This is a genomic window from Streptomyces sp. NPDC043876, from assembly GCF_056435825.1.
This window is the reverse complement of sequence record NZ_JBWKDV010000001.1, coordinates 21,835-46,301: the sequence shown is the minus strand read 5'-3', so window position 1 is coordinate 46,301 and position 24,467 is coordinate 21,835. Positions and strand designations below refer to the sequence as shown.

The 24,467-nt window shown below is 72.4% G+C and carries 24 protein-coding genes; 13 read left to right on the top strand and 11 right to left on the bottom strand.

The features are described 5' to 3' along the window. Positions 1-47 precede the first annotated feature (47 nt). From AC0693_RS00205 to AC0693_RS00190, 4 genes are all read left to right on the top strand, one after another. Positions 48-1,337 (top strand): extracellular solute-binding protein, encoded by a 1,290-nt coding sequence (locus AC0693_RS00205; protein ID WP_356413940.1) that lies wholly within the window; start codon positions 48-50, stop codon positions 1,335-1,337. Positions 1,338-1,409: 72 nt separating this feature from the next. Next, positions 1,410-2,417, top strand: a complete 1,008-nt coding sequence (locus AC0693_RS00200; protein WP_469319040.1) for a carbohydrate ABC transporter permease — start codon at positions 1,410-1,412, stop codon at positions 2,415-2,417. Continuing rightward, positions 2,414-3,301, top strand: coding sequence for a carbohydrate ABC transporter permease (locus AC0693_RS00195; protein ID WP_478736869.1), 888 nt, complete (start codon positions 2,414-2,416; stop codon positions 3,299-3,301). The genes AC0693_RS00200 and AC0693_RS00195 overlap by 4 nt, the downstream gene beginning before the upstream one ends. 6 nt (positions 3,302-3,307) lie before the next feature. Further along, a complete protein-coding gene (locus AC0693_RS00190; protein WP_478800661.1) occupies positions 3,308-4,807 on the top strand; it encodes a glycoside hydrolase family 3 protein in 1,500 nt (499 codons plus the stop codon). Between the two features lie 88 nt (positions 4,808-4,895). Here AC0693_RS00190 and nagB read toward each other — a convergent pair whose 3' ends face one another. Continuing rightward, positions 4,896-5,681: a glucosamine-6-phosphate deaminase gene (gene nagB, locus AC0693_RS00185; protein WP_468471996.1), complete on the bottom strand. Its 786-nt coding sequence runs from the start codon at positions 5,679-5,681 to the stop codon at positions 4,896-4,898. 854 nt (positions 5,682-6,535) lie between these two features. Here nagB and AC0693_RS00180 point away from each other — a divergent pair. Then, a complete protein-coding gene (locus tag AC0693_RS00180) occupies positions 6,536-8,005 on the top strand; it encodes a sensor histidine kinase (RefSeq protein ID WP_356415239.1) in 1,470 nt (489 codons plus the stop codon). 154 nt (positions 8,006-8,159) lie between these two features. On the opposite strand, the gene AC0693_RS00175 is transcribed toward AC0693_RS00180, so the two are convergent. Both AC0693_RS00175 and AC0693_RS00170 read right to left on the bottom strand, forming a co-directional pair. Next, the gene (locus tag AC0693_RS00175; protein WP_004937597.1) at positions 8,160-8,417 is read right to left on the bottom strand and encodes a WhiB family transcriptional regulator; all 258 of its coding nucleotides are present in this window, start codon (positions 8,415-8,417) and stop codon (positions 8,160-8,162) included. A gap of 319 nt (positions 8,418-8,736) precedes the next feature. Then, positions 8,737-9,705 (bottom strand): diacylglycerol/lipid kinase family protein, encoded by a 969-nt coding sequence (locus tag AC0693_RS00170; protein ID WP_356415155.1) that lies wholly within the window; start codon positions 9,703-9,705, stop codon positions 8,737-8,739. 121 nt (positions 9,706-9,826) lie between these two features. Here AC0693_RS00170 and AC0693_RS00165 point away from each other — a divergent pair, with 121 nt between their 5' ends. Continuing rightward, complete coding sequence (locus tag AC0693_RS00165) at positions 9,827-10,261, top strand: hypothetical protein (RefSeq protein WP_478800660.1); 435 nt, start codon at positions 9,827-9,829, stop codon at positions 10,259-10,261. A 40-nt stretch (positions 10,262-10,301) separates the two neighbouring features. Here AC0693_RS00165 and AC0693_RS00160 read toward each other — a convergent pair whose 3' ends face one another. The 3 genes from AC0693_RS00160 to AC0693_RS00150 all read right to left on the bottom strand — a co-directional run bounded on the left by AC0693_RS00160 (position 10,302) and on the right by AC0693_RS00150 (position 12,366). Continuing rightward, complete coding sequence (locus AC0693_RS00160) at positions 10,302-11,480, bottom strand: RNA polymerase sigma factor SigF (protein ID WP_478800659.1); 1,179 nt, start codon at positions 11,478-11,480, stop codon at positions 10,302-10,304. Further along, on the bottom strand, positions 11,477-11,890 hold the full coding sequence (locus AC0693_RS00155; RefSeq protein ID WP_283448400.1) for an ATP-binding protein: 414 nt from the start codon (positions 11,888-11,890) through the stop codon (positions 11,477-11,479). Before AC0693_RS00155 ends, AC0693_RS00160 begins: the two co-directional genes overlap by 4 nt. A 215-nt stretch (positions 11,891-12,105) precedes the next feature. Continuing rightward, positions 12,106-12,366 (bottom strand): UBP-type zinc finger domain-containing protein, encoded by a 261-nt coding sequence (locus AC0693_RS00150; protein WP_356415162.1) that lies wholly within the window; start codon positions 12,364-12,366, stop codon positions 12,106-12,108. Between the two features lie 55 nt (positions 12,367-12,421). Between AC0693_RS00150 and AC0693_RS00145 the strand changes: the two genes are divergently transcribed. Then, positions 12,422-14,002: a Na+/H+ antiporter gene (locus AC0693_RS00145; RefSeq protein WP_356415164.1), complete on the top strand. Its 1,581-nt coding sequence runs from the start codon at positions 12,422-12,424 to the stop codon at positions 14,000-14,002. 241 nt (positions 14,003-14,243) lie between these two features. Here AC0693_RS00145 and AC0693_RS00140 read toward each other — a convergent pair whose 3' ends face one another. Beyond that, positions 14,244-15,152 carry a 1-aminocyclopropane-1-carboxylate deaminase/D-cysteine desulfhydrase gene (locus AC0693_RS00140; RefSeq protein ID WP_469319035.1) on the bottom strand — a complete coding sequence of 303 codons (909 nt, stop codon included), beginning with the start codon at positions 15,150-15,152 and terminating at the stop codon, positions 14,244-14,246. Between the two features lie 56 nt (positions 15,153-15,208). Further along, positions 15,209-15,799, bottom strand: a complete 591-nt coding sequence (locus tag AC0693_RS00135) for an N-acetylmuramoyl-L-alanine amidase (protein ID WP_478800658.1) — start codon at positions 15,797-15,799, stop codon at positions 15,209-15,211. Between the two features lie 364 nt (positions 15,800-16,163). Between AC0693_RS00135 and AC0693_RS00130 the strand changes: the two genes are divergently transcribed. From AC0693_RS00130 to AC0693_RS00120, 3 genes are all read left to right on the top strand, one after another. Next, positions 16,164-17,573: a family 2B encapsulin nanocompartment shell protein gene (locus AC0693_RS00130; RefSeq protein WP_469319033.1), complete on the top strand. Its 1,410-nt coding sequence runs from the start codon at positions 16,164-16,166 to the stop codon at positions 17,571-17,573. A 25-nt stretch (positions 17,574-17,598) separates the two neighbouring features. Further along, complete coding sequence (locus tag AC0693_RS00125) at positions 17,599-18,675, top strand: family 2 encapsulin nanocompartment cargo protein polyprenyl transferase (RefSeq protein ID WP_356415171.1); 1,077 nt, start codon at positions 17,599-17,601, stop codon at positions 18,673-18,675. A gap of 120 nt (positions 18,676-18,795) precedes the next feature. Beyond that, entirely contained in the window at positions 18,796-19,389 is a 594-nt protein-coding gene (locus tag AC0693_RS00120) for a GNAT family N-acetyltransferase (RefSeq protein ID WP_356415174.1), read from the top strand. 156 nt (positions 19,390-19,545) lie between these two features. Here the strand turns inward: AC0693_RS00120 and snpA are convergent, their stop codons facing one another. Then, a complete protein-coding gene (gene snpA, locus AC0693_RS00115; RefSeq protein ID WP_469319032.1) occupies positions 19,546-20,214 on the bottom strand; it encodes a snapalysin in 669 nt (222 codons plus the stop codon). 212 nt (positions 20,215-20,426) lie between these two features. On the opposite strand from snpA, the gene AC0693_RS00110 reads away from it, so the two are divergent. From AC0693_RS00110 to AC0693_RS00100, 3 genes are all read left to right on the top strand, one after another. Next, complete coding sequence (locus tag AC0693_RS00110; RefSeq protein WP_356415180.1) at positions 20,427-21,458, top strand: LysR family transcriptional regulator; 1,032 nt, start codon at positions 20,427-20,429, stop codon at positions 21,456-21,458. A gap of 232 nt (positions 21,459-21,690) precedes the next feature. Then, a complete protein-coding gene (locus AC0693_RS00105; RefSeq protein WP_469319030.1) occupies positions 21,691-22,629 on the top strand; it encodes a DUF4097 family beta strand repeat-containing protein in 939 nt (312 codons plus the stop codon). A gap of 1 nt (position 22,630) precedes the next feature. Continuing rightward, positions 22,631-23,542, top strand: a complete 912-nt coding sequence (locus AC0693_RS00100) for a PadR family transcriptional regulator (RefSeq protein WP_356415186.1) — start codon at positions 22,631-22,633, stop codon at positions 23,540-23,542. Positions 23,543-23,603: 61 nt separating this feature from the next. Here AC0693_RS00100 and AC0693_RS00095 read toward each other — a convergent pair whose 3' ends face one another. Together AC0693_RS00095 and AC0693_RS00090 are read right to left on the bottom strand one after the other, a co-directional pair. Beyond that, complete coding sequence (locus AC0693_RS00095) at positions 23,604-24,212, bottom strand: Clp protease N-terminal domain-containing protein (protein ID WP_469319028.1); 609 nt, start codon at positions 24,210-24,212, stop codon at positions 23,604-23,606. After that, entirely contained in the window at positions 24,212-24,421 is a 210-nt protein-coding gene (locus tag AC0693_RS00090) for a helix-turn-helix domain-containing protein (RefSeq protein ID WP_356415192.1), read from the bottom strand. The genes AC0693_RS00095 and AC0693_RS00090 overlap by 1 nt, the downstream gene beginning before the upstream one ends. Positions 24,422-24,467: the final 46 nt, after the last annotated feature.

Here is a 24,467-nt window from a genome sequence, read left to right as displayed (position 1 = left end):
CGCGGCGGGCAAGGGGAAGTGCAGGCAGCATCCCTGAGGAGGGTGGCGTGAAGCGCAAGCTCATCGCGGCGGTTGGAGTCGCGGGCATGGTTATCGGCCTGGCGGCGTGCGGTGGCTCCGACAGCAAGGGGGGCACCGAGACCGACAAGGCTTCGGGTGCCAAGGAGCTCACCGTCTGGCTGACGGTCGACGCCCAGAACAACTGGCCCGAGCTGGTGAAGGCGGCCGACGACGCGATAGTCGCGAAGCACCCGGGTCTCACGGTCAAGCACGAGTACTACGGCTGGCCGGACAAGAACGCCAAGCTGGACGCCGTGCTCGCCACGGACAAGGCCCCGGACGTTGTCGAAATGGGCAACTCCGAGATGATCGGCTACATGGCGACCGGCGCCTTCTCCGAACTCGACGCGTCGAAGTTCGAGAACTCCGCCGCCTGGCTGGACGCCCTGAAGGAATCCGTCACGTACGACGGCAAGAACTACGGCGTCCCCTACTACGCCGGTGGCCGCGTCGGCACCTGGCGCAAGGACCTGGCCGCCGAGGCCGGCGTCACCGCCGCGCCGAAGACCTGGGCCGAACTGACCGGTGCGCTGGACAAGATCCAGACCGCGAAGGGCGACAAGTTCAGCGCCCTGTACCAGCCCTCGCCGGACTGGTACGCCGCGATGTCCTTCGTCTACGACGCGAACGGCACCATCGCCAAGAAGGACGGCGACAAGTGGAAGGCGACCCTGTCCTCCCCCGAGTCGCTGAAGGGTCTCAAGCAGTACAAGGAGCTCCTCGACAAGTACATGCACGCCGACAAGACCAAGGACGAGTCCGACCGTCCGGTCGTGTTCGGCCAGGGCAACGCCGCCGCGATCTTCTCCGCCGGCTGGGAGGGCGCCGACGCCGCCACCCCGAAGAACGACAAGGTCGGCGGCCTGAAGGACAAGGTCGAGACCTTCGTGATGCCCGGCCCGAACGGCAAGGCCCTCCCGGTCTTCCTGGGCGGTTCGGACCTCGCGGTGCCGTCCAAGTCCAAGGCCAAGGACATCGCCGCCGAGTGGATCAACGTCTTCACCGGCTCGCAGGGCCAGAAGGGCCTGATCGCCAAGGGCAACCTGCCCAACAACAAGACGGACCTCGCCCCGCTCAAGGCCGACCCGAAGACCCAGGTCTCCGCCACCGCCGCCGAGTCCTCCTGGTTCGTCCCGACCGCTCCGGGCTGGGGCCAGGTCGAGAAGGGCAAGCTCCTGCAGACCATGCTCCAGGAGATCGGTACCGGCAAGAAGACGGTCGAGGCCGCGGCGAAGGACGCCGACGCCGCGATCGACAAGGTCATCAACACCAAGTGACCTGAAGGAGGGCCCCGCCGCGACGGCGGGGCCCTGCTGCCCGTCAAGAGAGGGACCCCCGAGGAGCACGCGATGAGTGCCGCACAGACAACCACCGCCGATCTGCCGCCCGCGGGGCAGAAGCCTTCGACCGCGGCGAAGACAGGGAACGCGGGCACGCCGGGGAAGACGGGCAGGACGGGCCCCCGCAAGGGCCCCGGCGCCACCCCCTGGCTGCTGCTCGCCCCGTGCCTGCTGGTCATCGCGCTCGTCATGGGATACCCGCTCTACAGGCTGGTGTCCCTCTCCTTCCAGAACTTCGGCAAGTCCGAACTCTGGGGGTTCAAGGAAGCCGAGTTCGTCGGCTTCGACAACTTCTCGAAGTTCCTCGGTGACGGGGTCTTCTGGACCGTGGTCCTGCGCACCGTGATCTTCGCGGTCGGCGCCGTCATCCTGACGATGGTCATCGGCATGCTGATCGCGCTGCTGCTGCAGAAGGTCTCCGGCTGGGTCAAGGCCCTCGTCAACATCGCGCTCGTGGCGAGCTGGGGCATGCCGATCATCGTCGCCACGGCCGTCTTCAAGTGGCTCTTCGACTCCGGCTACGGCGTCCTCAACTACCTGCTGAGCAAGCTCCCCGGCGTGGACATGATCGGCCACAACTGGTTCGCGAGCGGCCCCGAGGGCCTCGCGGTGATCATGCTCCTGGTGGTCTGGGGCGCGGTGCCCTTCGTGGTCATCACCCTCAGCGCGGGCCTGACGCAGGTGCCCAAGGAGCTGGAGGAGGCCGCGCGCCTCGACGGCGCCGGCGCCTGGGGCGTCTTCCGGCACGTCACCCTCCCCATCCTGAAGCCGATCCTCGTCATGCTGACGACGCTCTCGGTGATCTGGGACATGGGCGTCTTCCCGCAGGTCTTCGTCATGCGCAACGGCAACCCCGAGGCCGAGTTCCAGCTGCTGACGACCTACTCCTACCAGCAGGCCTTCGTGGTCAACGACTACTCGGGCGGCTCCGCCATCGCCCTGGTGACCGTCCTGCTGCTGCTCGGAGTGGTCGCCGTCTACATGCGCCAGATGCTCAAGATCGGAGAGGTGGAATGACCGCCGCCACCGCGCCCGCCGCGACCCCGTCCGCCGCACCCCGCACGCCGAAGCCGAAGCGGAACCGGAAGAAGTCCAGGCTCGGCTGGAACCTGGGCGGCCTGCTGGTCTTCGTCGTCATGGGCTTCCCGGTCTACTGGATGCTCAACACGGCCTTCAAGCCGGACAAGGACGCGATCGACCCGCACCCCAAGTTCTTCCCGACCACCTTCACGCTGGAGAACTTCAAGCGCGCCCTGGAGATCTCCGACTTCTGGGGCCCGGTCGGCCGCAGCCTGATCGTCTCCTGCGTCGTGGTCGTCATCGGGATCGTGGTCGGCATGCTGGCGGCCCTCGCCATCTCCCGGTTCGCCTTCCGCGGGCGCAAGGCCGTCATCGTCGGCATCCTCGCCGTGCAGATGATCCCGCTGGTCGCGATGATCATCCCGGTCTTCCTGCTGCTCAACGACCTGGGTCAGTACGACAAGCTCACCGGCCTGATCATCACCTACCTGACCTTCATCCTCCCCTTCACCGTCTGGACGTTGCGCGGCTTCATCGTCAACATCCCGAAGGAGCTGGAAGAAGCGGCGATGGTCGACGGCTGCACGCCGACCGGCGCCTTCATCCGGGTGGTCTTCCCGCTGCTCGCCCCGGGCATGGTCGCCACCTCCGTCTACGCCTTCATCCAGGCGTGGAACGAGTACCTCTACGCGCTGATGCTGATGAGCCAGCAGAATCAGACGGCCACCGTCTGGCTCGGCAACTTCACCACCAAGCACGGCACCGAGTTCGCCCCGATGATGGCCGGCTCCACCATGATGGCGCTGCCGATCGTCGTGCTGTTCCTCGTCGTCCAGCGGAAGATGGCCGCGGGTCTCACCGCCGGCGCTGTGAAGGGATAACGGCCCATGACTGTCCTCGCGCACCGCACCGACACGCTCACCCGTGACGCGCTCGCGGTCCTCCAGCCCGGCTTCGAAGGCACCAGCGCCCCCGCCTGGGTGCTGCGCCTGGTCGGCGAAGGGCTCACCGCCGTCGGCCTCTTCGGCCGCAACATCGGCTCGGCCGAGCAGCTCACCGCACTCACCGCCCAGCTGCGGGCCGTGCGGGACGACGTCCTCGTCGCGATCGACGAGGAGGGCGGCGACGTCACGCGCCTGGAGGTCCGCGGCGGCTCCTCCTTCCCGGGCAACCTGGCCCTCGGCGCCGTCGACGACACCGGGCTGACCCGCGGCGTCGCCCACGAGCTGGGCCGCCGCCTGGCCGAGTGCGGGGTCGACCTCAACTGGGCCCCCTCCGCGGACGTCAACTCCAACCCGGACAACCCGGTCATCGGCGTACGGTCCTTCGGCGCCGAGACCGGTCTCGCGGCCCGGCACACCGCGGCCTACGTCGAGGGGCTCCAGGCCGCCGGAGTCGCCGCCTGCACCAAGCACTTCCCGGGGCACGGCGACACCAACGTCGACTCGCACCACGCGATGCCCCGCATCGACGCGGACCTGGACACCCTCTACGCCCGCGAACTGGTGCCCTTCAAGGCCGCCATCGCCGCCGGGACCAAGGCCGTGATGAGCGCGCACATCCTGGTGCCCGCGCTCGACCCGGCCCGGCCCGCGACCCTCAGCCCGCAGATCCTCACCGGCCTGCTGCGCAAGGAACTCGGCTACGAGGGCCTGATCATCACCGACGGCATGGAGATGCAGGCCATCGCCGGGACCTACGGCATCGAGCGCGGCACGGTGCTCGCCATCGCGGCGGGCGCCGACGCGATCTGCGTCGGCGGCGGCCTCTGCGACGAGGCGACCGTGCTCTCCCTGCGGGACGCGCTCGTCGACGCCGTCCGCGAGGGCACCCTCCCCGAGGAGCGGCTCGCCGACGCCGCCGCCCGGGTCCGTGCGCTGGCCACCTGGACCCGGCAGGCCCGGGAGGCCCGGCGGGCCGCCCGGCCGGGCGCGCCCGAGGAGGGGAGCGCGCCCGGCATCGGCCTCGAAGCGGCCCGCCGCGCCCTGCGGGTCACCGGCACCCGGGCGCCCGTGACCGCGCCGTACGTCGCCACGCTCGCCCCGGCCCCGAACATGGCCGTGGGCGACGAGACCCCCTGGGGCGTGGCGGCGGCCCTGGCCGAACTGGACCCCGGCACCGCCTCGGGCGAATACGGCGAGGACGCCCCGGCCGGGGAGATCCTGGCCGCGGCGGGCGCCCGTACGGTCGTCGCCGTGGTCCGCGACGCCCACCGGCACCCGTGGATGGCCGCGGCCCTGGACGCGCTCGTCGCGGCCCGGCCCGACACGGTCGTCGTCGAGATGGGCCTGCCGCGGGAGCGTGCGCGCGGCGCCCTGTACATCGAGACGCACGGCGCGGCGCGGGTCTGCGGGCGGGCCGCGGCGGAAGTCATCGCGGGGGCCTGACCCGGCACACCCTCCCCGCGTACGCGAAAGGCCGGGCTCCCGTCACGGGAGCCCGGCCTTTCCGGTGCGCGGGAAGGTGTCGTGCCGCTTACAGGCCCTGCCAGGCGGGCTTGTTGACGAAGGCGTGGCGGAAGTAGTCGGCCAGCTTCAGCTTGGAGGCGGCGGCCTCGTCCACGACGACGGTCGCGTGGCGGTGCAGCTGGAGCGCGGACGCGGGGACCAGCGCCGACAGCGGGCCCTCGACGGTCTGCGCGACGGCCTCGGCCTTGCCCTCGCCGGTGGCCAGCAGGACCAGGTGGCGGGCGTCCAGGATGGTGCCGATGCCCTGGGTGATGACGTGGTGGGGGACCTGGTCTATGTCGTTGTCGAAGAAGCGCGCGTTGTCGACGCGGGTCTGCTCGGTCAGCGTCTTGATCCGGGTGCGGGAGGCGAGGGAGGAGCAGGGCTCGTTGAAGCCGATGTGACCGTCCGTGCCGATGCCGAGCAGCTGGAGGTCCACGCCGCCGGCCTCGGCGAGCGCGCGGTCGTACGCCTCGCACGCGGCCACGACGTCCTCGGCGGAGCCGTCGGGGCCCATGAAGGAGGCCTCGGACAGGCCCAGCGGCTCGACGACCTCGCGCAGCACCACGGCGCGGTAGGACTCCGGGTGCCCGGCGGGCAGGCCCACGTACTCGTCCAGCTGGCAGATCCGGGCGCGGGAGGCGTCGACCTCACCGGCCCTGACCTTGGCCGCGAGGGCCTCGTAGATCGGCAGCGGGGTGGAGCCGGTCGCCACGCCGAGCAGCGCGTCGGCCTTGCGGCGGACGAGGGCCGCCATGGCCTCCGCGATGAGTTCTCCGCCTGCCTTGGCGTTCGGGACGATGACAACTTCCACGCGGGGCCTGCCGATCTGAGAAGGGTCGTAAGTGTGGTATAGACCAATCTAGCAGAGTTGCACCCTGCCGCCCCCTCCCATGGTGAGCCGTTTTCCCCCACCCGTCCTGCGGAACGGGGCCGCCCCGATGCGCCTCCGGCGGCGCCTCAATCGCCGGCGGGGCTGGGGGTGGCCGCGGGTCCGCCGTCCGGCTGCGCAGGGAGCCCCTGGGGCGAATTCAGCCCCGCCTGGTGCTGACCTCACGCTGACCCTGGCAAATTCAGCCTCGCCGGCGTTTGAGGCGCCGCCGGAGGCACGTCAGCCGGCCGGCGCTTGAGGGCGATCACGGGTGCGGCCCCTCTCGGCCCCTGCTGCCTCCGGCGGCGCCTCAATCGCCGGCGAGGCTGAGGTGGCCGCCGACCGCGGAGCCGGCGAGGCTGGGGTGGCCGCTGGCGTGCAGCCGGCGAGGCTGGGGCTGGACCTGACGGAAAATGGGCCGGAGTGTTCCTCGACGGCCCCGCACGCACGGTTCCTCTGGGCCACGGTGCCGGGACGGGACCCTCAGCCCGTCCGGCACCGCAGCCCGGAGTACTTACGGCCGGTCGGGTGTGCGGTGCCCGGCGGCCGGTGGGAGGTGCCGACGCGGTCAGGGCAGAACGCGCGGTTACCTCGATCCGTCCTCCTGTGCGGGGAGGGCGGAAGTCTTGTGGCAATTGTGGACTAGACCATTCTGTTCTGTCCATCCAATGGCGGGCCGCACGGGCCCGTCACTTCCTCCAACATTACGCGGAGTCCGCGGCTCCTGGATACTCCTGGGTACGTCCGGTGCGGAAAGTCGTGGCCCACGCCCGGGGTACCCTCGCAGCGTGCCCTCCATGAACGACCTCGTACGCCAGCACACCGCTCTCAGTGAAACCGACCTGGAGTGGCTCCACCTGCTGGTCTCGGAGTGGCAGCTGCTCTCCGACCTCTCCTTCGCGGACCTGGTGCTGTGGGTGCCCACGCTCGACGGGGCCCGGTACGTCTCGGTCGCCCAGATGCGCCCGAACACCGGCCCCACGTCCTACCAGGACGACATGGTGGGCCACCTGGTGCCCCGCGGCCGCCGCCCGCTGCTGGACGCGGCGCTCGACGAGGGCCGGATCGTGCGCGAGGGCGACCCCGAGTGGCGCGAGGAGGTGCCCGTCCGGGTCGAGTCGATCCCGGTGCGGCGCGAGGGCCGGGTGCTGGGCGTGATCGCCCGCAACACCAACCTGCTCACGGTGCGCACCCCCAGCAGGCTGGAGCTGACCTACCTGCAGTCCGCCTCCGACCTCGCACAGATGATCGCGGCCGGCTCCTTCCCCTTCCCCGGCCAGCAGGTCGACATGGACGCCTCGCCCCGGGTCGGCGATGGCCTGATCCGGCTCGACGCCGAGGGCGTGGTGACCTACGCGTCGCCCAACGCCCTCTCGGCCTACCACCGCCTCGGCCTCGCCTCCGACCTGGTGGGCCAGCACCTGGGCAACACCACGGCCGAACTCGCGCCCTCCCGGGGCCCGGTGGACGAGGCGCTCGTCAAACTCGCCAGCGGCTGGGCCCCGCGCGAGACCGAGGTCGAGGGCAGCACCGGGGTGATCCAGCTGCGGGCCATCCCGCTCAAGCCCAAGGGGACCCGGATCGGCTCGCTGGTCCTGTGCCGCGACGTCACCGAACTGCGCCGCCGCGAACGGGAATTGATCACGAAGGACGCGACCATCCGGGAGATCCACCACCGGGTGAAGAACAACCTCCAGACGGTGGCCGCGCTGCTGCGGCTCCAGGCCCGGCGCATGGATTCGGCGCAGGGCCGGGAGGCGCTCAACGAGGCGGTCCGCCGGGTCGGTTCGATCGCGATCGTCCACGAGACGCTGTCTCAGAACCTGGACGAGCGGGTCGAGTTCGACGAGATCGCCGACCGGGTGATCGCGATGGTCGCCGAGATCTCCCCGGGCAACGTGGCCTGCCGGCGCACCGGCCGGTTCGGGATCCTGGACGCCGAGGTGGCGACGCCGCTGTCGATGGTGCTGACGGAGATCCTGCAGAACGCCCTCGAACACGCGTTCGTCCAGGGCGAGGGCGGCACGGTCGAGGTGTCCGCGACCCGCACCGGCAGCCGCCGCGACGACATGCGGCTGCTGATCACCGTCCTCGACGACGGATGCGGTCTGCCCCCGGGCTTCGATCCCCAGCGGGCCGGCAACCTCGGCCTCCAGATCGTACGGACCCTGGTCGAGGGCGAGCTCGGCGGCAGCTTCGACATGGTGCCGGGGGAGTCGCGCGGCACGAAGGTCGTCCTCGACGTGCCGGCCACCCCGCAGAAGTAACCGTAAGTAACGGCTGGGGGACACGGCCCCCCGAAAGGTGCCGGGCACAGCACTGAGCCCCGGACCGAATGGTTGTCGGTCCGGGGCTCAAGAGCATGTTGCTGAGCGCTGATGCGGTACTACGCGCTGCGGCTCGAGGCTCGAAAAGTCGAAATCAGGCGGTGGCGTTGCGCGCCCGGTTGCGAGCGGCGCGGCGCTTCATGGCGCGGCGCTCGTCTTCGCTGAGACCGCCCCAAACGCCGGAGTCCTGACCGGACTCGAGCGCCCACTGCAGGCACTGCTCCATGACGGGGCAACGGCGGCAGACGGCCTTGGCTTCCTCGATCTGCAGCAGCGCAGGACCGGTGTTGCCGATGGGGAAGAAGAGCTCGGGGTCTTCTTCGCGGCAAACGGCGTTGTGACGCCAGTCCATGGCTGCTCCATCTCCTTGTATTGCGGGCAGGTTGCTTGTGAATGTGAACGCTTTCACGAATCCCCGGATGGGGGAAGGGCCGACGCCCAGTTACCTGGTGTGGTCCGTGTTTCGTGGAGGGGTTCTGGCGGTCTGTGTGGGTGCCGGGTTGTGCGGGCTGTCCCGATCGCCATGTAGAGATTCGCAAACCTCGGACGGGGATACAACCCCTTCCGGAAACTTTTTTTGGATTCGTCGGTGTCTAGTAGGTCACAGCCGTACTTCCTAGGGGTGGACCGACGTTAAAACGTTCGAGTGAAAGGACTTTCGTCCCTTCCACTCACACAATCACACGCAGTGCACGGCGTACGCCTGTGAACCGAACGCTGGTGCGCAGACCCAGGTGGTCGCCGTCCATCTGGAAGGGGAGCGGCACCTTCGAATGCAAGGTGAAGTCGGTCAGATCGTGCAGGGACACCGCGTGCTTGCCGTGCGGGCCCCGCTCAGGAGTCGAGGTCAGGAGCTGTGTCGCGTACCGGGCGACCGCCGGAGTTGACAAACGGTCGAGCGCCAGTACGTCAAGGGCGGTGTCGAAGGACGCCTCCGGGGACGCGTACAGGGGCTTATTGCCCAGGTACGTCCAGGGCGAGGTATTGCAGACTATCGACAGCACCAGGTCCGTGACGGGATCCGCGCCGGGGCGTTCCAGCGTGACCGTGCCGTGCCGCCGGTTCGGCTCCTCGAAGAATTGGCGCAGCAGCTGTCGTACGTACAGGGCATGCGTCGAACGCTTGCCGCGCTCCCGCTGCTGTTCCACCCGGCCGACCACGCCCGCGTCGAAGCCGAATCCCGCGCAGAAGGTGAACCAGCGCGCCGGCACCGATTCGTCCTCCGTGCCCGGCGTGCCCTCCGCCAGGCCGAGGCCCACCGTCCGCTCCCGGCGTTCCCGCAGCGCGTCGAGCAGCGCGCCGGTCGCCTCGACCGCGTCGTTGGGCAGTCCGAGGGCGCGCGCGAAGACGTTCGTGGAGCCGCCCGGCACCACCGCGAGGCGGGGGAGGGAGTCCGGATCCGGACCGTCGTGCAGCAGTCCGTTGACCACCTCGTTGACCGTGCCGTCGCCGCCCAGGGCCACCACGAGGTCGATGTCGTCGCTGTCCGCCGCCCGGCGTCCGAGGTCCCGGGCGTGCCCGCGGTATTCGGTGGTGATCGCCTCCAGCTTCATCTCGCTGGCGAGGGCGTGGGTCAGGACGTCACGCGTGCGCGCACTGGTGGTCGTCGCTGCTGGGTTGGCCACGAGAAGTGCACGCATGAGCAGCAGACTACCCACCCCCCGTAATGCTCACCGCACTGCCCGGTCGGGGACCGCCTGGTCCGGGGCCCGGGGCGGACCGTCACGCCGGTCCCACCGGGCGCGCGGCTACCCTGCTGGAGTGAGTACGAAGCAGACCCCCGCCGCCGAGCCGCCCGCCGCCACCCCGTCCGGCCGGCTGACCGCCGCCGCCGCGCTCACCGCGCTGGAGGGCCTGGCCCTGGCCGGGCTGGGCGTCTACATGCTGTTCGTGGGCATCGCCGGAGACCCGGACTCCCCGCAGCAGGCCGAGACCGGCGGGGTGACCCTGCTCGCCCTCGCGGCGCTCCCGCTGATCGCCGCCCGCGGGCTGCGCCTGGGCCGCCGCTGGAGCCGCGGCCCGGCGCTGATCACCCAGCTGATGGCGCTGCCGGTGGCGTGGACGCTGTTCAACACCGGGGGCGCCATGACGGGCGCCGGGGTGGCGCTGGCGACGACGGCGGTGGCCGTCGTCGCATTGCTGGTGCACCCGGCGACGACGCAGGCCCTGGGCATCGGGCCGCGCGACGCCGCCTGAGCGGCACGCCGGCGGCCCGGCGGCGGGCCCGCTCCCCGGCCTACTCCTCGACGAGGAGCTTCTCGCGGAGCTGGGTCAGGGTGCGGGCCAGCAGCCGCGACACGTGCATCTGGGAGATGCCGACCTCCTGCGCGATCTGCGACTGGGTCATGTTGCCGAAGAACCGCAGCAGCAGGATCCGCTTCTCGCGCGGCGGCAGGCCCTCCAGCAGCGGCTTGAGGGACTCCCGGTACTCGACCCCCTCCAGCGCCTCGTCCTCCGAGCCCAGCGTGTCCGCGACCGCGGGGGACTCGTCGTCCGTGTCCGGGACGTCGAGCGAGAGCGTGCTGTAGGCGTTGGCGGACTCCAGCCCCTCCAGCACGTCCTCCTCGGAGATCCCGAGGCGCTCCGCCAGTTCGTGCACGGTGGGCGAGCGCTGGTGCTGCTGGGACAGCTCCGCGGTGGCCGTGGTCAGGGCCAGGCGCAGTTCCTGGAGGCGCCGGGGGACCCGTACCGCCCAGCCCTTGTCGCGGAAGTGCCGCTTGATCTCGCCGACGACGGTCGGGGTGGCGTACGTCGAGAACTCGACCCCGCGGTCCGGGTCGAACCGGTCCACCGACTTGATCAGGCCGATCGTCGCCACCTGGGTCAGGTCGTCCAGCGGCTCGCCGCGGTTGCGGAAGCGCCGCGCCAGGTGCTCGACCAGCGGCAGGTGCATCCGGACCAGCCGGTTGCGCAGCTCCGCCCGCTCCGGGGAACCCTCGGGGAGGGTGCGGAGTTGGACGAAGAGGGCCCGGGCGGCGCTGCGGTCGCGCGGGTCGCGCGTGTCGCGGACCTCCCGCACCTCTTCGGGCTCCGTGATGATGTCGGCCGCCAGGATGTCGGCGGCCACCTCGGCCACGGCGCTGTCGTCCGTCGAACCACCGTCCGCGGTACCGAGGGCCGCGGGGCCGGGGCCCGCCGCGGCGCCGTCCGCCGTGGTGGCGTCCGTCGCCGCGACGGCCTGCGGCGGCCCGCCCTCGTGCGGCCGGGCCACGCGTGGCCCGTCGTGCTGTGGCTCGTCCTGCTGGGTCTCGCTCATGGGGCCCGCCCGTCGCTCCGCCGAGTCCGAAAAGCCGTCTTCCGCATCCGCCTCGGCCGGGTGTGGCCGGGCGTTCTGCTGCTCCGGGATGCCGCCGTCGACCTCATGCCGTACTCGGGGCCGTTCCCCGCCCCGTACCGGGGTCTCCCCGCCGCTCACGCCGGGCCTGGTCCCGCGCCGCGCTGTTTGTAAAGGCTGATGCTGACCGTGCGGTCCTCCTCGACCGTGGCCTCGACCTTGCCGGCCAGGGCCGACAGCACCGTCCACGCGAACGTGTCGCGCTCCGGCGCACGTCCGTCCGTGGTCGGCGCCGAGACGGTCACCTCCAGCGAGCCTTCCACCAGGCGGAAGACGCAGCTGAGGACGGATCCTGGCACGGCCTGCTGGAGCAGGATCGCGCAGGCTTCGTCCACCGCGATGCGGAGGTCCTCGATCTCGTCGAGGGTGAAGTCCAAGCGTGCCGCGAGTCCGGCCGTGGCCGTTCGCAGCACGGACAGGTAGGCACCCGCGGCCGGCAGCCGGACTTCCACGAAGTCCTGGGTCCCGGGCTCGCCTGCGATCTGGGACACCCTCACCTCCAAGGTGGTACGAGCTGTGTTCGCCGGTGACGCTATCGCGATCCGGGTGATCGTGTCGCGGCACCCCTCGCGGACCGACAGCGATGCACTCTCGGAACACCCCCGCCCACGGCCAGTGACTGATGGTAGGCCAATAGGTACGCACAGTGGCTAGGGGTCTGCGGGCCCAAATCGGGGGAACCGGCGGAGGGTTGACCTACCCCTCCTCAGACGATCGAACCGTCGACGAAACACCAGCGCCAGGACTCTCCCGGCTCGAAGCTCCGCATGACGGGGTGGCCGGTCTTCTCGTGGTGCGCCGTCGCGTGCCGGTGCGGGGAGGAATCGCAGCAGCCCACGTTCCCGCACTCCAGGCACAGCCGCAGCTGTACGGGATGACTGCCCAGCACCTCGCATTCCGGGCAGGTCAGGGCATGCGGGACAGGCTCGGGGCGCGGCAGTTCGGCAACATGCGTGCACTCGCTCATGATGGCCAGCGTACGACGACGGTACGGGTGCGCGACGAGTCAGAATGGATCTTTGATGGAGGTATTGCCCCTGGTGGCACTGGTGGCGGGCAGCGCCGCCGTGGCCGGGCTGGCCCGCCGGACCCCGGTTCCGGCGCCGCTGCTGCTGGTCGCGGCCGGGCTGATCGCCGCCTACGTCCCGGGCGTGCCGTCGTACGCCCTGGACCCGCACATCGTGCTGCCGCTGCTGCTCCCGCCGCTGCTGCACACCGCGGCGGTGGACAGTTCGTACCTGGACCTGCGCGCCAACATGCGGCCGATCGCGCTGCTCTCGGTCGGGTACGTGCTCTTCGCGACGGTGGCGGTCGGCTACGCCGCCTACCTGGCCGTTCCGGGCCTCTCGCTGCCCGTGGCGCTGGTGCTGGGCGCGGTGATCGCACCGCCGGACGCGGTGGCCGCCACCGCGATCGCGCGGCGGCTCGGGCTGCCCAGCCGGATGACGACCATCCTCCAGGGCGAGTCCCTGGTCAACGACGCCACCGCGATCACCGCCTACAAGGTCGCCCTGGCGGCGGCGGTGGGCGTCGGCGCGGGCTGGACGGACGGCATCACGGAGTTCCTGCTGGCCTCGGTGGGCGGGGTCGGCGTCGGCCTGGTGCTGATGGTGCCGATCCACGCGCTGCGCACCCGGCTGCGGGAGCCGCTGCTGCAGAACACGCTCTCCCTGCTGATCCCCTTCGTGGCGTACGCGGCGGCCGAGCGGGTGCACGCCTCCGGGGTGCTGGCCGTGGTGGTCGTCGCCCTGTACCTGGGCCACCGGAACTGGCAGGTCGACTTCGCCACCCGGCTCCAGGAGGAAGCCGTGTGGAAGGTCGTGGCCTTCGTGCTGGAGTCGGTGGTCTTCGCGCTGATCGGGCTCCAGCTGCCGGTGGTCCTCAAGGGGCTCGCGGAGTACGAGGGACCGGCCGTGGCCTGGTACGCGGTCTTCGTGTTCCTGGTGGTGGTGGTGGCGCGGTTCGCGTGGGTCTTCCCGGCGACGTTCCTGCCGCGCACCCTGTCCTCGCGGATCCGCGGGCGCGAACCGGATACGAACTGGAAGGCGCCGGTGGTCGTGGGGTGGGCCGGGATGCGGGGGGTGGTGTCGCTGGCGATCGCGTTCTCCGTGCCGATCTCGGTGCCGCACCGGAACCTGATCCTCTTCCTGACCTTCACGACGGTGATCGGCACCCTGGTGGTGCAGGGCCTGACGCTGCCGCCGCTGATCCGCCTGCTGCGGCTGCCGCCGCGGGACCCGCACGCCGAGACGCTCGCCGAGGCGCAGGCCCAGAGCGAGGCCTCGCGGGCGGCCGAGGACCGGCTGACCGAGCTCCTGGCCTCCCCGGCGAACGTGCTGCCGCAGCCGCTCGCCGAGCGGCTGAGGACGGTGCTGGAGCGGCGCCGCAACGCGGTGTGGGAGCGGCTGGGGGAGGTCAACGCGGTGACGGGCGAGTCGGCGGACGACGTCTACCGGCGGCTGGCGCGCGAAATGATCGAGGCCGAGCGGGAGGTCTTCGTGACCCTGCGGGACCGGCGCCGCATCGACGACGAGATGCTGAGGGCGCTGCTGCGGCGCCTGGACCTGGAAGAGGCGGCGGCCTACCGCGAGGACCCGGCGTAGCCGCGGGGGACCACTGTCCTCAATCGCCGGACGGGCTGTAGCTCCCGCGGGGGCGCATTCAGCCCGTCCGGCGTTTGAGGACCCGCCGGAGGCCCCCACAGGGCGGCCACGGCGCTACCGTCCGCCGCCGGCGTGTGGGCCCGAGTCCGGCCCGGGATGCCTCGCGGGTCCTCAAACGCCGGACGGGCTGGAACGGTCCCCGGGGACCCGCCGGAGGCACGGGCAGCGGACCCGCGCCGGGTCACGGGTGGCCCGTGATGATGGCCGTCAGGCGGGTGCTCGGGGGGTAGGCGCCGCGGCGGGTCAGGGCCGCCAGGGCCCAGAGGAGCTTGGCCACGTACACCCGCTCCACCGGGATCCCGTGCCGCTCCTCGAAGCCGGCCGCGAAGGCCTCCAGCTCCGCCGGGACCTTCGCGTAGCCCCCGTGGTGGAAGTCCTCGGCCAGGCTCCACGCCCCCCGGGCGCCCCCGTACGCCGCCGCCTGGAGGGAACGTATCTCCGCCTCCAGGAACCCGCCCCGCAGCACCGGCACGCCCACCGCCCGCTGCCCGGGGCCGAGCCCGGCGGCCAAGCCGGCCAGGGTCCCACCCGTCCCGCACGCCACGGCCGCCACATCGGTCAGCCCCCGCAGCTCGCGGCCCAGCTCCTCGCAGCCCGCCAGCGCGAGCGCGTTGCTGCCGCCCTCCGGGACCACGTACGCCCCCACCGCCCCGGCCTCGGCCAGCAGCCCGGCCAGCACCTGCGGCTCCGCCTTGCGCCGGTAGGCCGACCGGGTCACGAAGTGCAGCCGCATGCCGTCCGCGGCGCACCGGGCCAGGGACGGGTTCAGCGGCCGGCCGGCCAGTTCGTCGCCGCGGACCACCCCGACCGTCGCCAGCCCGACGAGCCGCCCGGCGGCGGCGGTGGCCCGCAGGTGGTTCGAGTAGGCCCCGCCGAAGGTGACGAGGGTCCCGTACCCCCCGGCCACCGCGGCCCGCAGGTTCGGTGCGAGCTTGCGCCACTTGTTGCCCGGCAGCTCGGGATGGACGAGGTCGTCCCGCTTCAGCAGCAGGCGGACGCCGTACCGCTCGAACCCGTCGTCACGGATCTCCTGCAGCGGGGACGGCGGCCGTGGCTGCAGGAGCGCGTCAACGTGCGCGGGGCGGTTCACCCGCCCATTGTGTGCCGGGCCGGGGCGCGGGCGGACCGGCCCGTGCCCCCGGGGCGCTACTTCAGGAGTTCCGCGATGCGGTCCCGCATCGACCGCATGGTGAAGCCCTTGGGGTCGATCTTGCCCGGCTGCCATTCCAGGTGGCCGATCACCGATCGGGCGGTCCAGCCGTGCGCCCGGCAGACGGCCGCCGCCGCGCGGGCGATGGCGACCAGCTGTACTTCCGGCCACGGATCGTCGCCGTCGCCGAGGTTCTCGCACTCGAAGCCGTAGAAGTGGCGGTTGCCGTCGGTGTTCGCCTCGTTGTCCGGCGGCAGGGCCTTCTCGGCCACCACCGCGGCGAGGACGTCACCGTCGCCGGAGCCCGCGTGGTTGGCGCGTCCGTAGCCGACGAGGTGGACCCGGCCGTCCTTGGCGATGACCCCGTGGCACAGGGGGCCGGGGAGTTCGCTGTAGCCGTCGCGGCAGATCGCGACGGTGCGGTCCGTGCCGTGGGTGACGGTGTGGTGGATCATCACGCCGTTGACGGGCCCCCAGGGGCCCTTGTGGTTGCGGTTGTGGGTGCGCCAGGCGCCGACTTCGACGACGGTCAGCCCCTCGTGGCGCAGGGCGGTGAGGAACCGGTCCGCGGACATGGGTGCGGCCATGGCCGCCTCCTTTGCGGTGCGTGACGGTCACCTTGCGTGTCCGTCTCGTGACGCAACGGGTTGTAGCGGAGGGGGTCGTTCCGTGGCCAGGGCGTTCGTACGGCGTGCGAACCGTGTGCGAGCGGATCCGGACATTCGGACACGGGCCCCGCCGGCCCCGGCGGCCTCGGGAGCCCCGTCCGAACCGTGCGGCACAGCGGTGGCCGGAACGCGTGGGGTCGACGGGCCGCGGGGGCTCGGGCGGACCCAAGAGAGTGCCCATGCCCCGGACGGAGTAGTCCCACCCTTTTGTGTAATGGTCCCACCACGCACTGTGCTGCAAGGCTGCCTCCGCAGACCCATGGAGTGATCGAAAGGGAAATACATGTCGGTCCAGGCAGGTTCCGAGTCCGAGGCCCAGCCTCAGCCGCAGCGCAGTCTCGCGACAGCAGCCGCGCGGAACTTGGCAACCACCACCAAGTCCAAGCCGCAGATGCAGGAGATCACCTCGCGGTGGCTGCTGAAGATGCTGCCGTGGGTGTCGGTGCAGGGCGGCACCTACCGGGTGAACCGCCGCCTCAGCTACTCCGTCGGCGACGGCCGGGTGGAGTTCATCAAGACCGGGACCCAGGTCCAGGTGATCCCGGCCGAGCTGGGCGAACTGCCCCTGCTGCGCGAGTACGAGGACGTCGACGTCCTCACCGAACTCGCCCAGCGCTGCAACCAGATCGACTTCGAGGCCGGCCAGGAGCTGACCTCCTTCGGCAACCCCGCCGACAAGGTGTTCCTGCTCGCGCACGGACGGATCGACCAGATCGGCCCGGGCCCCTACGGCGAGGACGCCGTCCTGCGGACGGTGGCCGACGGCGCCTACTTCGGCGAGAGCGCCCTCACCGACGAGGAGGCGATCTGGGAGTACACCGCCCGCGCCGCCACCTCCGGCACCGCGCTCGTCCTGTCCCGGCAGGACTTCCAGCTGCTCGCCGACCGGGTGGACTCGCTCCGCGCCCACGTGGAGTACGTACGCACCCGGCCCGAGCAGCACACCAACAAGCACGGCGAGGCCGCCATCGACCTCTCCGCCGGCCACACCGGCGAGGCCGTCCTGCCCGGCACCTTCGTGGACTACGAGGCCAGGCCGCGCGAGTACGAACTCAGCATCGCCCAGACCGTCCTGCGCGTGCACACCCGCGTCGCGGACCTGTACAACCAGCCGATGAACCAGACCGAGGAGCAGTTGCGGCTCACGGTCGAGGCGCTGCGCGAGCGCCAGGAATTCGAGATGCTCAACAACCGCGACTTCGGCCTGCTCCACAACGCCGAGTACGACCAGCGGATCCAGCCCCACGACGGCGCGCCCAGCCCCGACGACATGGACCAGCTGCTCAGCATGCGGCGCGGGTCCAAGATGTTCCTCGCCCACCCCAAGGCCATCGCCGCCTTCGGCCGCGAGTGCAACAGGCGCGGCCTGTACCCCGAGTCGATCGACATCGGCGGCCACCGGGTGCCGTCCTGGCGCGGGGTGCCGATCTTCCCGAGCAGCAAGATCCCGATCAGTGACGCCCGTACGACGTCCATCCTGTGCATGCGCACCGGCGAGGACGACGGCGGTGTGATCGGCCTGCACCAGCCCGGGATCCCGGACGAGATCGAGCCGAGCATGTCGGTGCGCTTCATGGGGATCAGCGAGCAGGCGATCATCTCCTACCTCGTCACCGCCTACTTCTCGGCCGCCGTGCTGGTGCCGGACGCGCTCGGCGTCCTGGAGAACGTCGAGATCGGGCGCTGGCGCTGAGCGGGCGGCCGGGGGAGACGAGGGCATGACGGCCACCGAGGAGCGGCCGGTCGGCGAAGGGGCGCCGGCCGGAGACGACCCGGCGCCCGCCGACGGGCAGGAGGCCGCGGTCCTGCTGGCCAGGACCAGGGAAACGGTCAACCCGCGGCTGCGCAGTACGGTCGAGGGCCTGCCCGGGCCCATGCGCCGGGTGGCCATGTACCACTTCGGCTGGGAGCAGGCCGACGGGACCCCGGCCGCGGGCCAGGCGGGCAAGGCCATCCGGCCCGCCCTGGTCCTCGCGTCCGCCGAGGCGCTCGGCGGGCGCGCGGTGGACGCCGTGCCCCCGGCGGTCGCGGTGGAGCTGGCGCACAACTTCACGCTGCTGCACGACGACGTCATCGACGAGGACGTGCGCAGACGCGGCAGGGCGACGGCCTGGGCGGTGTTCGGGATACCGGAGGCGATCATCTCCGGTGACGCGATGATGGCGCTGGCGCTCCAGCAGCTCGCGCAGGACCCGCACCCCGCCGCGGCGCGGGCCTCGGCCCGGCTCGCGGCCTGCGTGATCGAGCTGTGCGGCGGGCAGCAGGCGGACATCGCCTTCGAGCGCCGCGAGCACGTCTCGCTGGAGGAGTGCCTGTCCATGGCGATGGCCAAGACCGGCGCGCTGCTGGGCTGCGCGTGCGCGCTGGGAGCGCTGTACGCCGGGGCCGGGCCCGAGGAGGTCGAGGCGATGGACGCGTTCGGCCGGGAGGCCGGACTGGCCTTCCAGCTGATCGACGACCTGATCGGCATCTGGGGGGATCCGGACCACACCGGGAAGCCGGCGGGGGCCGATCTGCGGGCGCGCAAGAAGTCCCTGCCGGTCGTCGCGGCCCTCACGTCGGGCACCGGGGCGGGCGAGGAACTGGCCGCCCTGTACGCGGGCCCGATGGAGGCCGGTGACGTGCGCCGGGCGGCGGACGCCGTCGAGCGGGCCGGCGGGCGGGACTGGGCGCAGGCCCATGCCGCCGACCGGATGGGCCGCGCCGTGCAGCAGCTGGCGCGGGCCGTGCCGGATCCGGGGGCGGCGGACGGGCTGCTGGCCCTGGCGGAGTTCGTGACCCGCAGGACGCGCTGAGCGTCCACGTACGCGTCGAGGCCGGTTCTGGTGCCGCACGGTGCCGGAACCGGCCTTTCCGCACGTCCGGGCCAACTCTAGGATCGCGCAAGGCTGTTACGCGCGAGGAAAGGTGAGGGCATGGGTACGCTGGAGATACGTTCCGCCGGACCGGCGGACCGGGACGAGGTGGCGGGGCTGCTCGACGCCGCCTTCTTCGACGACCCGGTCAGCACCTGGGTCTTCCCCGATCCGGAGCACCGCCGCGCGGTCCACGCGGACTTCCTGGGCGTCTTCGTCGACGTGGCCCTGGCCGAGGGCCGGATCGACCGCGCGGCCGACGGCTCGGCCGCCGCGCTGTGGCTGCGGGTCCCGGCCGGGGAGCCGGAGGGCGAGGACGAGGTGCCGGCGCGCATGCGGGAGGCTGCCGATCCGGACAACGAGCGCTGCGAGCTCGTGGGGCGGCTCATGGGCGAGGTGCACCCGACGGCCGAGGAGCACGAGTACCTGCTGATGATCGCGGTCGCGCCAGGCCGGCAGGGCGAGGGCCTGGGCAGCGAGCTGATCCGCCCGGTGCTGGAGCGCTGCGACCGCGACGGCGTACCGGCGTACCTGGAGGCCAGCAGCGAGCGGAGCATGCGCCTCTACGAGCGGCTCGGCTGGGAGTTCACCGGCACGCCGGTGAGGCTGCCGGACGGCCCGCTGATGTGGCCGATGTGGCGCAAGCCGCGCTGAGGCGACTCCGCTTCCGGTACGGGCGCGCCGACCGGACCGGCCGCGCCGCGGGTCGGGCGGTGGCCGGGCCGGTCCGCCGGTCGTGCCACGGGAAGGCCGCGGACGGCCCGGGTCCCTCGCGGGAGCCCGGGCCGCCCCCCGTGCGGCCGGGTGCGGTCAGCCCTTGGTGTCGAGGCCCGAGGCGGCGAAGCCGTTGGCCCACAGCTGGTTCACGCGGGAGCGCTCGGCCGAGTTGGGGTTGGCGTTCTGGCACGAGGTGCCGGGGCCGCCGCCCGACATCAGCTCGCTGCACGGACCCGAGTAGTGGTCCGGCAGGCCGAGGACGTGCCCGGTCTCGTGGGCGGTGACGCGGGTGGAGTTGTACTGCTGGTTCTGCGCGTAGTCGAGGAAGATGTACCCCCGGCCGTGCCCATCGGTGCTCGCGTACGAGCCGCGCGAGTCGTTGCCCTCGTAGTAGGCGAAGTTGCCGCCCGAGGACACCTCCTGGAGCTTGACGTTGGAGACGGAGGAGTTCCAGATCTGCGTGGAACGGGATATCTGGCTGCGGAAGGTGGGTGCGCTGCGGGTGTTGTAGGTGACCGTGACGGCCTGCAGGCCGGGGTTGGCGGCGCGCTGCTCGGCGACCGAGCGCTGCACGGCCTCGAAGAAGGCGCGGTTGGCGGCGGCGTTCTCCGCCGAACGCTCGTAGGCGGCGTACGAGGCGGGGCTGCCGGTGGGGGCGGCGGCCGGGGCGGCGCTGGCGGTGGTCGCGGGGAGGACGCCGAGGGCGGTGGCGAGGCCGAGTCCGACGACGGAGGCGAGCGCGGTCCTGCGGGAGTGGCGCATGGGGGGCTCCTGCTCATTCGGTGCGGTGGGGGGTGGATGGGTCGTCCGGTACCGGAGTCTGCGGGAGGCGGAGCGGGCGGCGGATGATGTCAGCGCCCGATAGCCCGGCGCTATCGGCAAGTTTTCGGAAGGGCAACTTCCGCGAGAATGGCGGGATTCGGGGGGCTATCAGTGGCTGGTGCGGCCCAGGTGGGCCGCCCTACTCTCGGGGCATGGAGCTCGAGGTGAGGCACTTGCGCGCGCTGTGCGCCATCGCCGACGCCGGCAGCCTGCACAAGGCGGCCCGGCTGCTCGGGGTGAGCCAGCCCTCCCTGACCACCCAGCTGCGCCGGATCGAACGGGCCCTGGACGGCGAGCTGTTCCTGCGCGAACGCACAGGGTGCCGCCCCACTCCCTTCGGCCGGACCGTCCTCGGCCGGGCCCGCCCGCTGCTGGAGGACATGGCCGCTCTGGTGGCCGAGGCGCGCGAACTCGCGCACGGGCCGCGGCTGCGGATCGGCTCCACCGCGAGCCGCGCGCTGCCCGGCTGGCTGCGCAGGCTGCACCGGCGGATGCCGGACACCGAGACCTCGCTCGTGGTGGACGTCTCGGCCAACGCGCTGCTGCGGATGGTGGCTTCGGGGCAGCTTGACGTGGCCTTCGTGCACGAGGTGGAGGGCTGCCCGCTGCGGGTGCCGCCGGGGCTGGAGGTCCACGTGCTGATGGAGCGCGAACCGCAGTTCGTCTCCATGGCGCGCGACCATCCGGCGGCGCGCCGACCGGTCGTGGACTTACGGGAGTTCGCCGCCGACCGGTGGACGGTCGACCCCTCGGTCGACGGCGAGTGGGACGGGCTGCGCCGCGTCCTCGCGGGCGCCGGCCTGCGCCCCGCCGTGCTCCACGCCGACTACCACACCGCCGCCTCGCTGATCGTCTCCGGCGAGGCCGTCGCCCCCTGCCAGCCGACCTCCGGGGTGCGCGAGGACATGGCGATCCGGCCGCTGTACGGGGACCCGCTGGCCGTGCGCCTCCTGCTGGCCACCCTCCCCGGGACGCACGCCGAGGTGTACGAGGACCTGCGCGCCGCCTACCGCGAGGCGGCCCTCGGCACCCCGCCCTACCGCGCCTGGCTGCGCCACCACGCGAGCCCGCTGCTGGACGCGGACCCCGAGGCGGACGCCGCCGCGGACCTCGACACCGGCAGGAAGATGGACGCGGACATGGGCATGGACATGGACGCCGACCCGGAGGCCGAGGCGGCGTAACGCCCCCTGCCCCGAATCGCGGAGCGACCCGGCCGCCGGGCCCGCGCCCCGCCCTGACCCGCGCCCCGCGCCCGCCCCAGCCCCCTCACACCGCCTTGCCGCGCCGGGTTCCGCCGTGCCCGGGGACGCTTGACTTCCGGCAACCGCGATATATCGTGTTCCTCAGAAGACGCGATATGTTGCGTCACGCCGAACCCGGCACCCGCGCGTCCGCCCGAGGAGGATCAGCACCATGGCACACCAGACGACCTGGTCCATCGCCGAACCCCAGCAGCTCACCTTCGACGAGCCGGTCGCGGAGATCCGCGTCCGCGTCGTGGGCGGCACGGTGAACGTCGTCGCGGCCGAGGGCCCGGGCCGGCTCCAGGTCACCGAGGTCAGCGGCCCGCCCCTGCACGTGGTGCGGGAGGGCGACTGCCTCACCGTGTCCTACGAGGACCTGCCCTGGAACGGCTCGCAGAACCTGCGCGAGTGGTTCGACTCCAAGCCGTGGAAGTCCTGGACGGGCTCCGGCAGGCGCTCCGCCGCCGACGGGGGCCGCAAGGCCTGGGAGCGCAGCGCCGTCATCTCGCTGACCGTGCCCGCCGCCACCCGCGTGCAGGTCGTCACGATCAGCGCCGCCGCCTTCGTCTCCGGCATCGCGGGCGCCACCGACGTCAACGGCGTCTCCGGGGACGCCACCCTGGTGGGGCTCTCCGGGGCCGTCAAGGCGCACACCGTCTCGGGCAGCGTGGAGGCCCAGGCCCTCAGCGGGACCCTCGGCTTCCACTCCGTCTCCGGCGGGCTGACCGTGGTCGAGGGAGCGGGCGGCAGCGTCCGGGCCGACTCGGTCAGCGGTGACATGCTCCTGGACCTGGATCCGGACCAGGCGTCCGCGCAGCCGGTGGACATCGCGCTCAACTCGGTCTCCGGCCAGGTCGCGATCCGCCTCCCGCACCCCACCGACGCCCGCGTCGAGGCCAACACCGCCACCGGCGGGGTCTCCAACGCCTTCGAGGACCTGCGGGTCTCCGGCCAGCTGGGCGCCAAGCGGATCACCGGGACCCTCGGGTCCGGGACCGGCACCCTGCGGGCCACGACCGTCTCCGGCTCGATCGCGCTGCTGCGCCGCGAACCGGCCGACACCGCCGCCTCCGCCACCCCCCTCGCGCTCGACAAGAAGGTGCTCTGAGATGCCGCCCGTCTTCGCCCACGGCCGCCTGCGGCTCTACCTGCTGAAGCTGCTCGACGAGGCGCCGCGCCACGGGTACGAGGTGATCCGCCTGCTGGAGGAGCGCTTCGAGGGTCTCTACGCGCCCTCCGCGGGCACCGTGTACCCGCGGCTGGCCAAGCTGGAGGCCGAGGGGCTCGTCACGCACGCCACCGAGGGCGGGCGCAAGGTGTACTCGATCACCGAGGCGGGCCGCGCCGAACTGGCCGACCGCGGCGGTGAACTGGCCGACCTGGAGCTGGAGATCCGCGATTCGGTCTCCGAACTGGCCGCCGAGATGCGCGACGACGTGCGGGGCGCCGCCGGCGACCTGCGCCGCGAGATGCGGGAGGCGGCCGCGGCCTCCGCCTCCGGCACCCGGGTCGAGGACGAGACCTGGCGGCTGGCCAAGGAGGAACTGCGCCGGGCCCGCCAGGAGTGGAAGGAGCAGGCCCGCCGGGCGAAGGACGAGAGCCGCCGGGCCCGCGAGGAGGCCCAGCAGGCGCGCCGCCAGGCGAAGGAGGCGCAGGACCGGGCCCGCGAGGAGGTCCAGCGCATCGCGAGCCAGCTCCAGGACCACTTCACGAAGTCCGGCGTCCGCGAAGGGCTGTCGGAGTTCACCGAAAGGATCGGCGGCCTGGCGGGCATCTGGCTGGGCTCCGCCGCGACCCACGACGGGACCGGGGCGCGGCCCGCGGCGTCCGGCTGGGCCGAGGACCTGCGCCCCACCGAGGACCCGGCGCGCGACCTGGACCGGCTGCTGGACCGCTTCCGCGACGACGTGCGCGACGCGGCCCGCGACCACGGGGTGAGCGCCGCCCAGCTGGAGGAGATCCGCGCCGACCTGGCGACCGCCGCGTCCCGCATCGCGGGCACGGTCCGCGCTCCGCGCTGAGCGCACGGGCCCCGCTGAGCGCACGCCCCGCGACGCGCTCGGGCAGCCGCGGCGCCCTCGCTCAGGCGGCCGGGCCTGCGGCCTCCACGCGCGCGTAGGTCACGCCCTGCGCGGCCAGTACGTCGGCCACCGGGCCCGGCGCGGCGAGCAGGGCCAGCAGCAGGTGGGTGCGCGTGATGGTCTTCGCGCGGTGGCCCAGCGCGATCCGGAGCGACTGCTCCAGGGTCTTCTTCGCGCCGGGCCCGAAGCGGACGTGCCGGCGGTCCTCGCGCGGGCGCGCCGCGGGGCGGCCCAGCACCGAGCGGAGCGAGGAGCCGAGCGACGGCCCCCGGGACGACGGCGCGCCGGGACCGCGCGGCGGCCGGGCGCCCGCCGTGGCCAGCGCGCCCTCGCCGTGGCTCTCCTCGACGCGGGCGATGATCTCGGAGAGGTCGATCCCGAGGCCGGCCAGGGCCTCCTCGTCCGCCTGGGACAGGCCGCCCCGGCGCCGGGCCTCGGCCAGGGCGGCCGCGGCCGCTTCCCGGTCCACGCCCAGCGGATCGAGCGTGCCCAGCTCCAGCAGGGCGAGCAGCAGGTGTTCCTCGGTGACCGCGGCGGCTCCGGCCCGCCGGGCGGCGGTGACCGCGCCCGTGACCGTGTCGCGCGCCCCGGCCGTGAAGCGTTCGAACATCAGACCCTCCCGTGCTTCTTGTGTACGGCCTGCCGGCTGACGCCCAGCTCGGCCGCGATGTCCTGCCAGGACCAGCCCTGGTTGCGGGCGCTGCGCACCTGTACGGCCTCCAGCTGCTCCAGCAGCCTGCGGAGGGCGGCCACGGCCCGCAGGCCCACGCGCGGGTCACGGTCACCGGCCCGCTCGGCGAGATCGGTTGCTTCCGTCATGCCGTCAATCTAGGTTGACGAGGGAGGAGTGTCAACCCGCATTGAC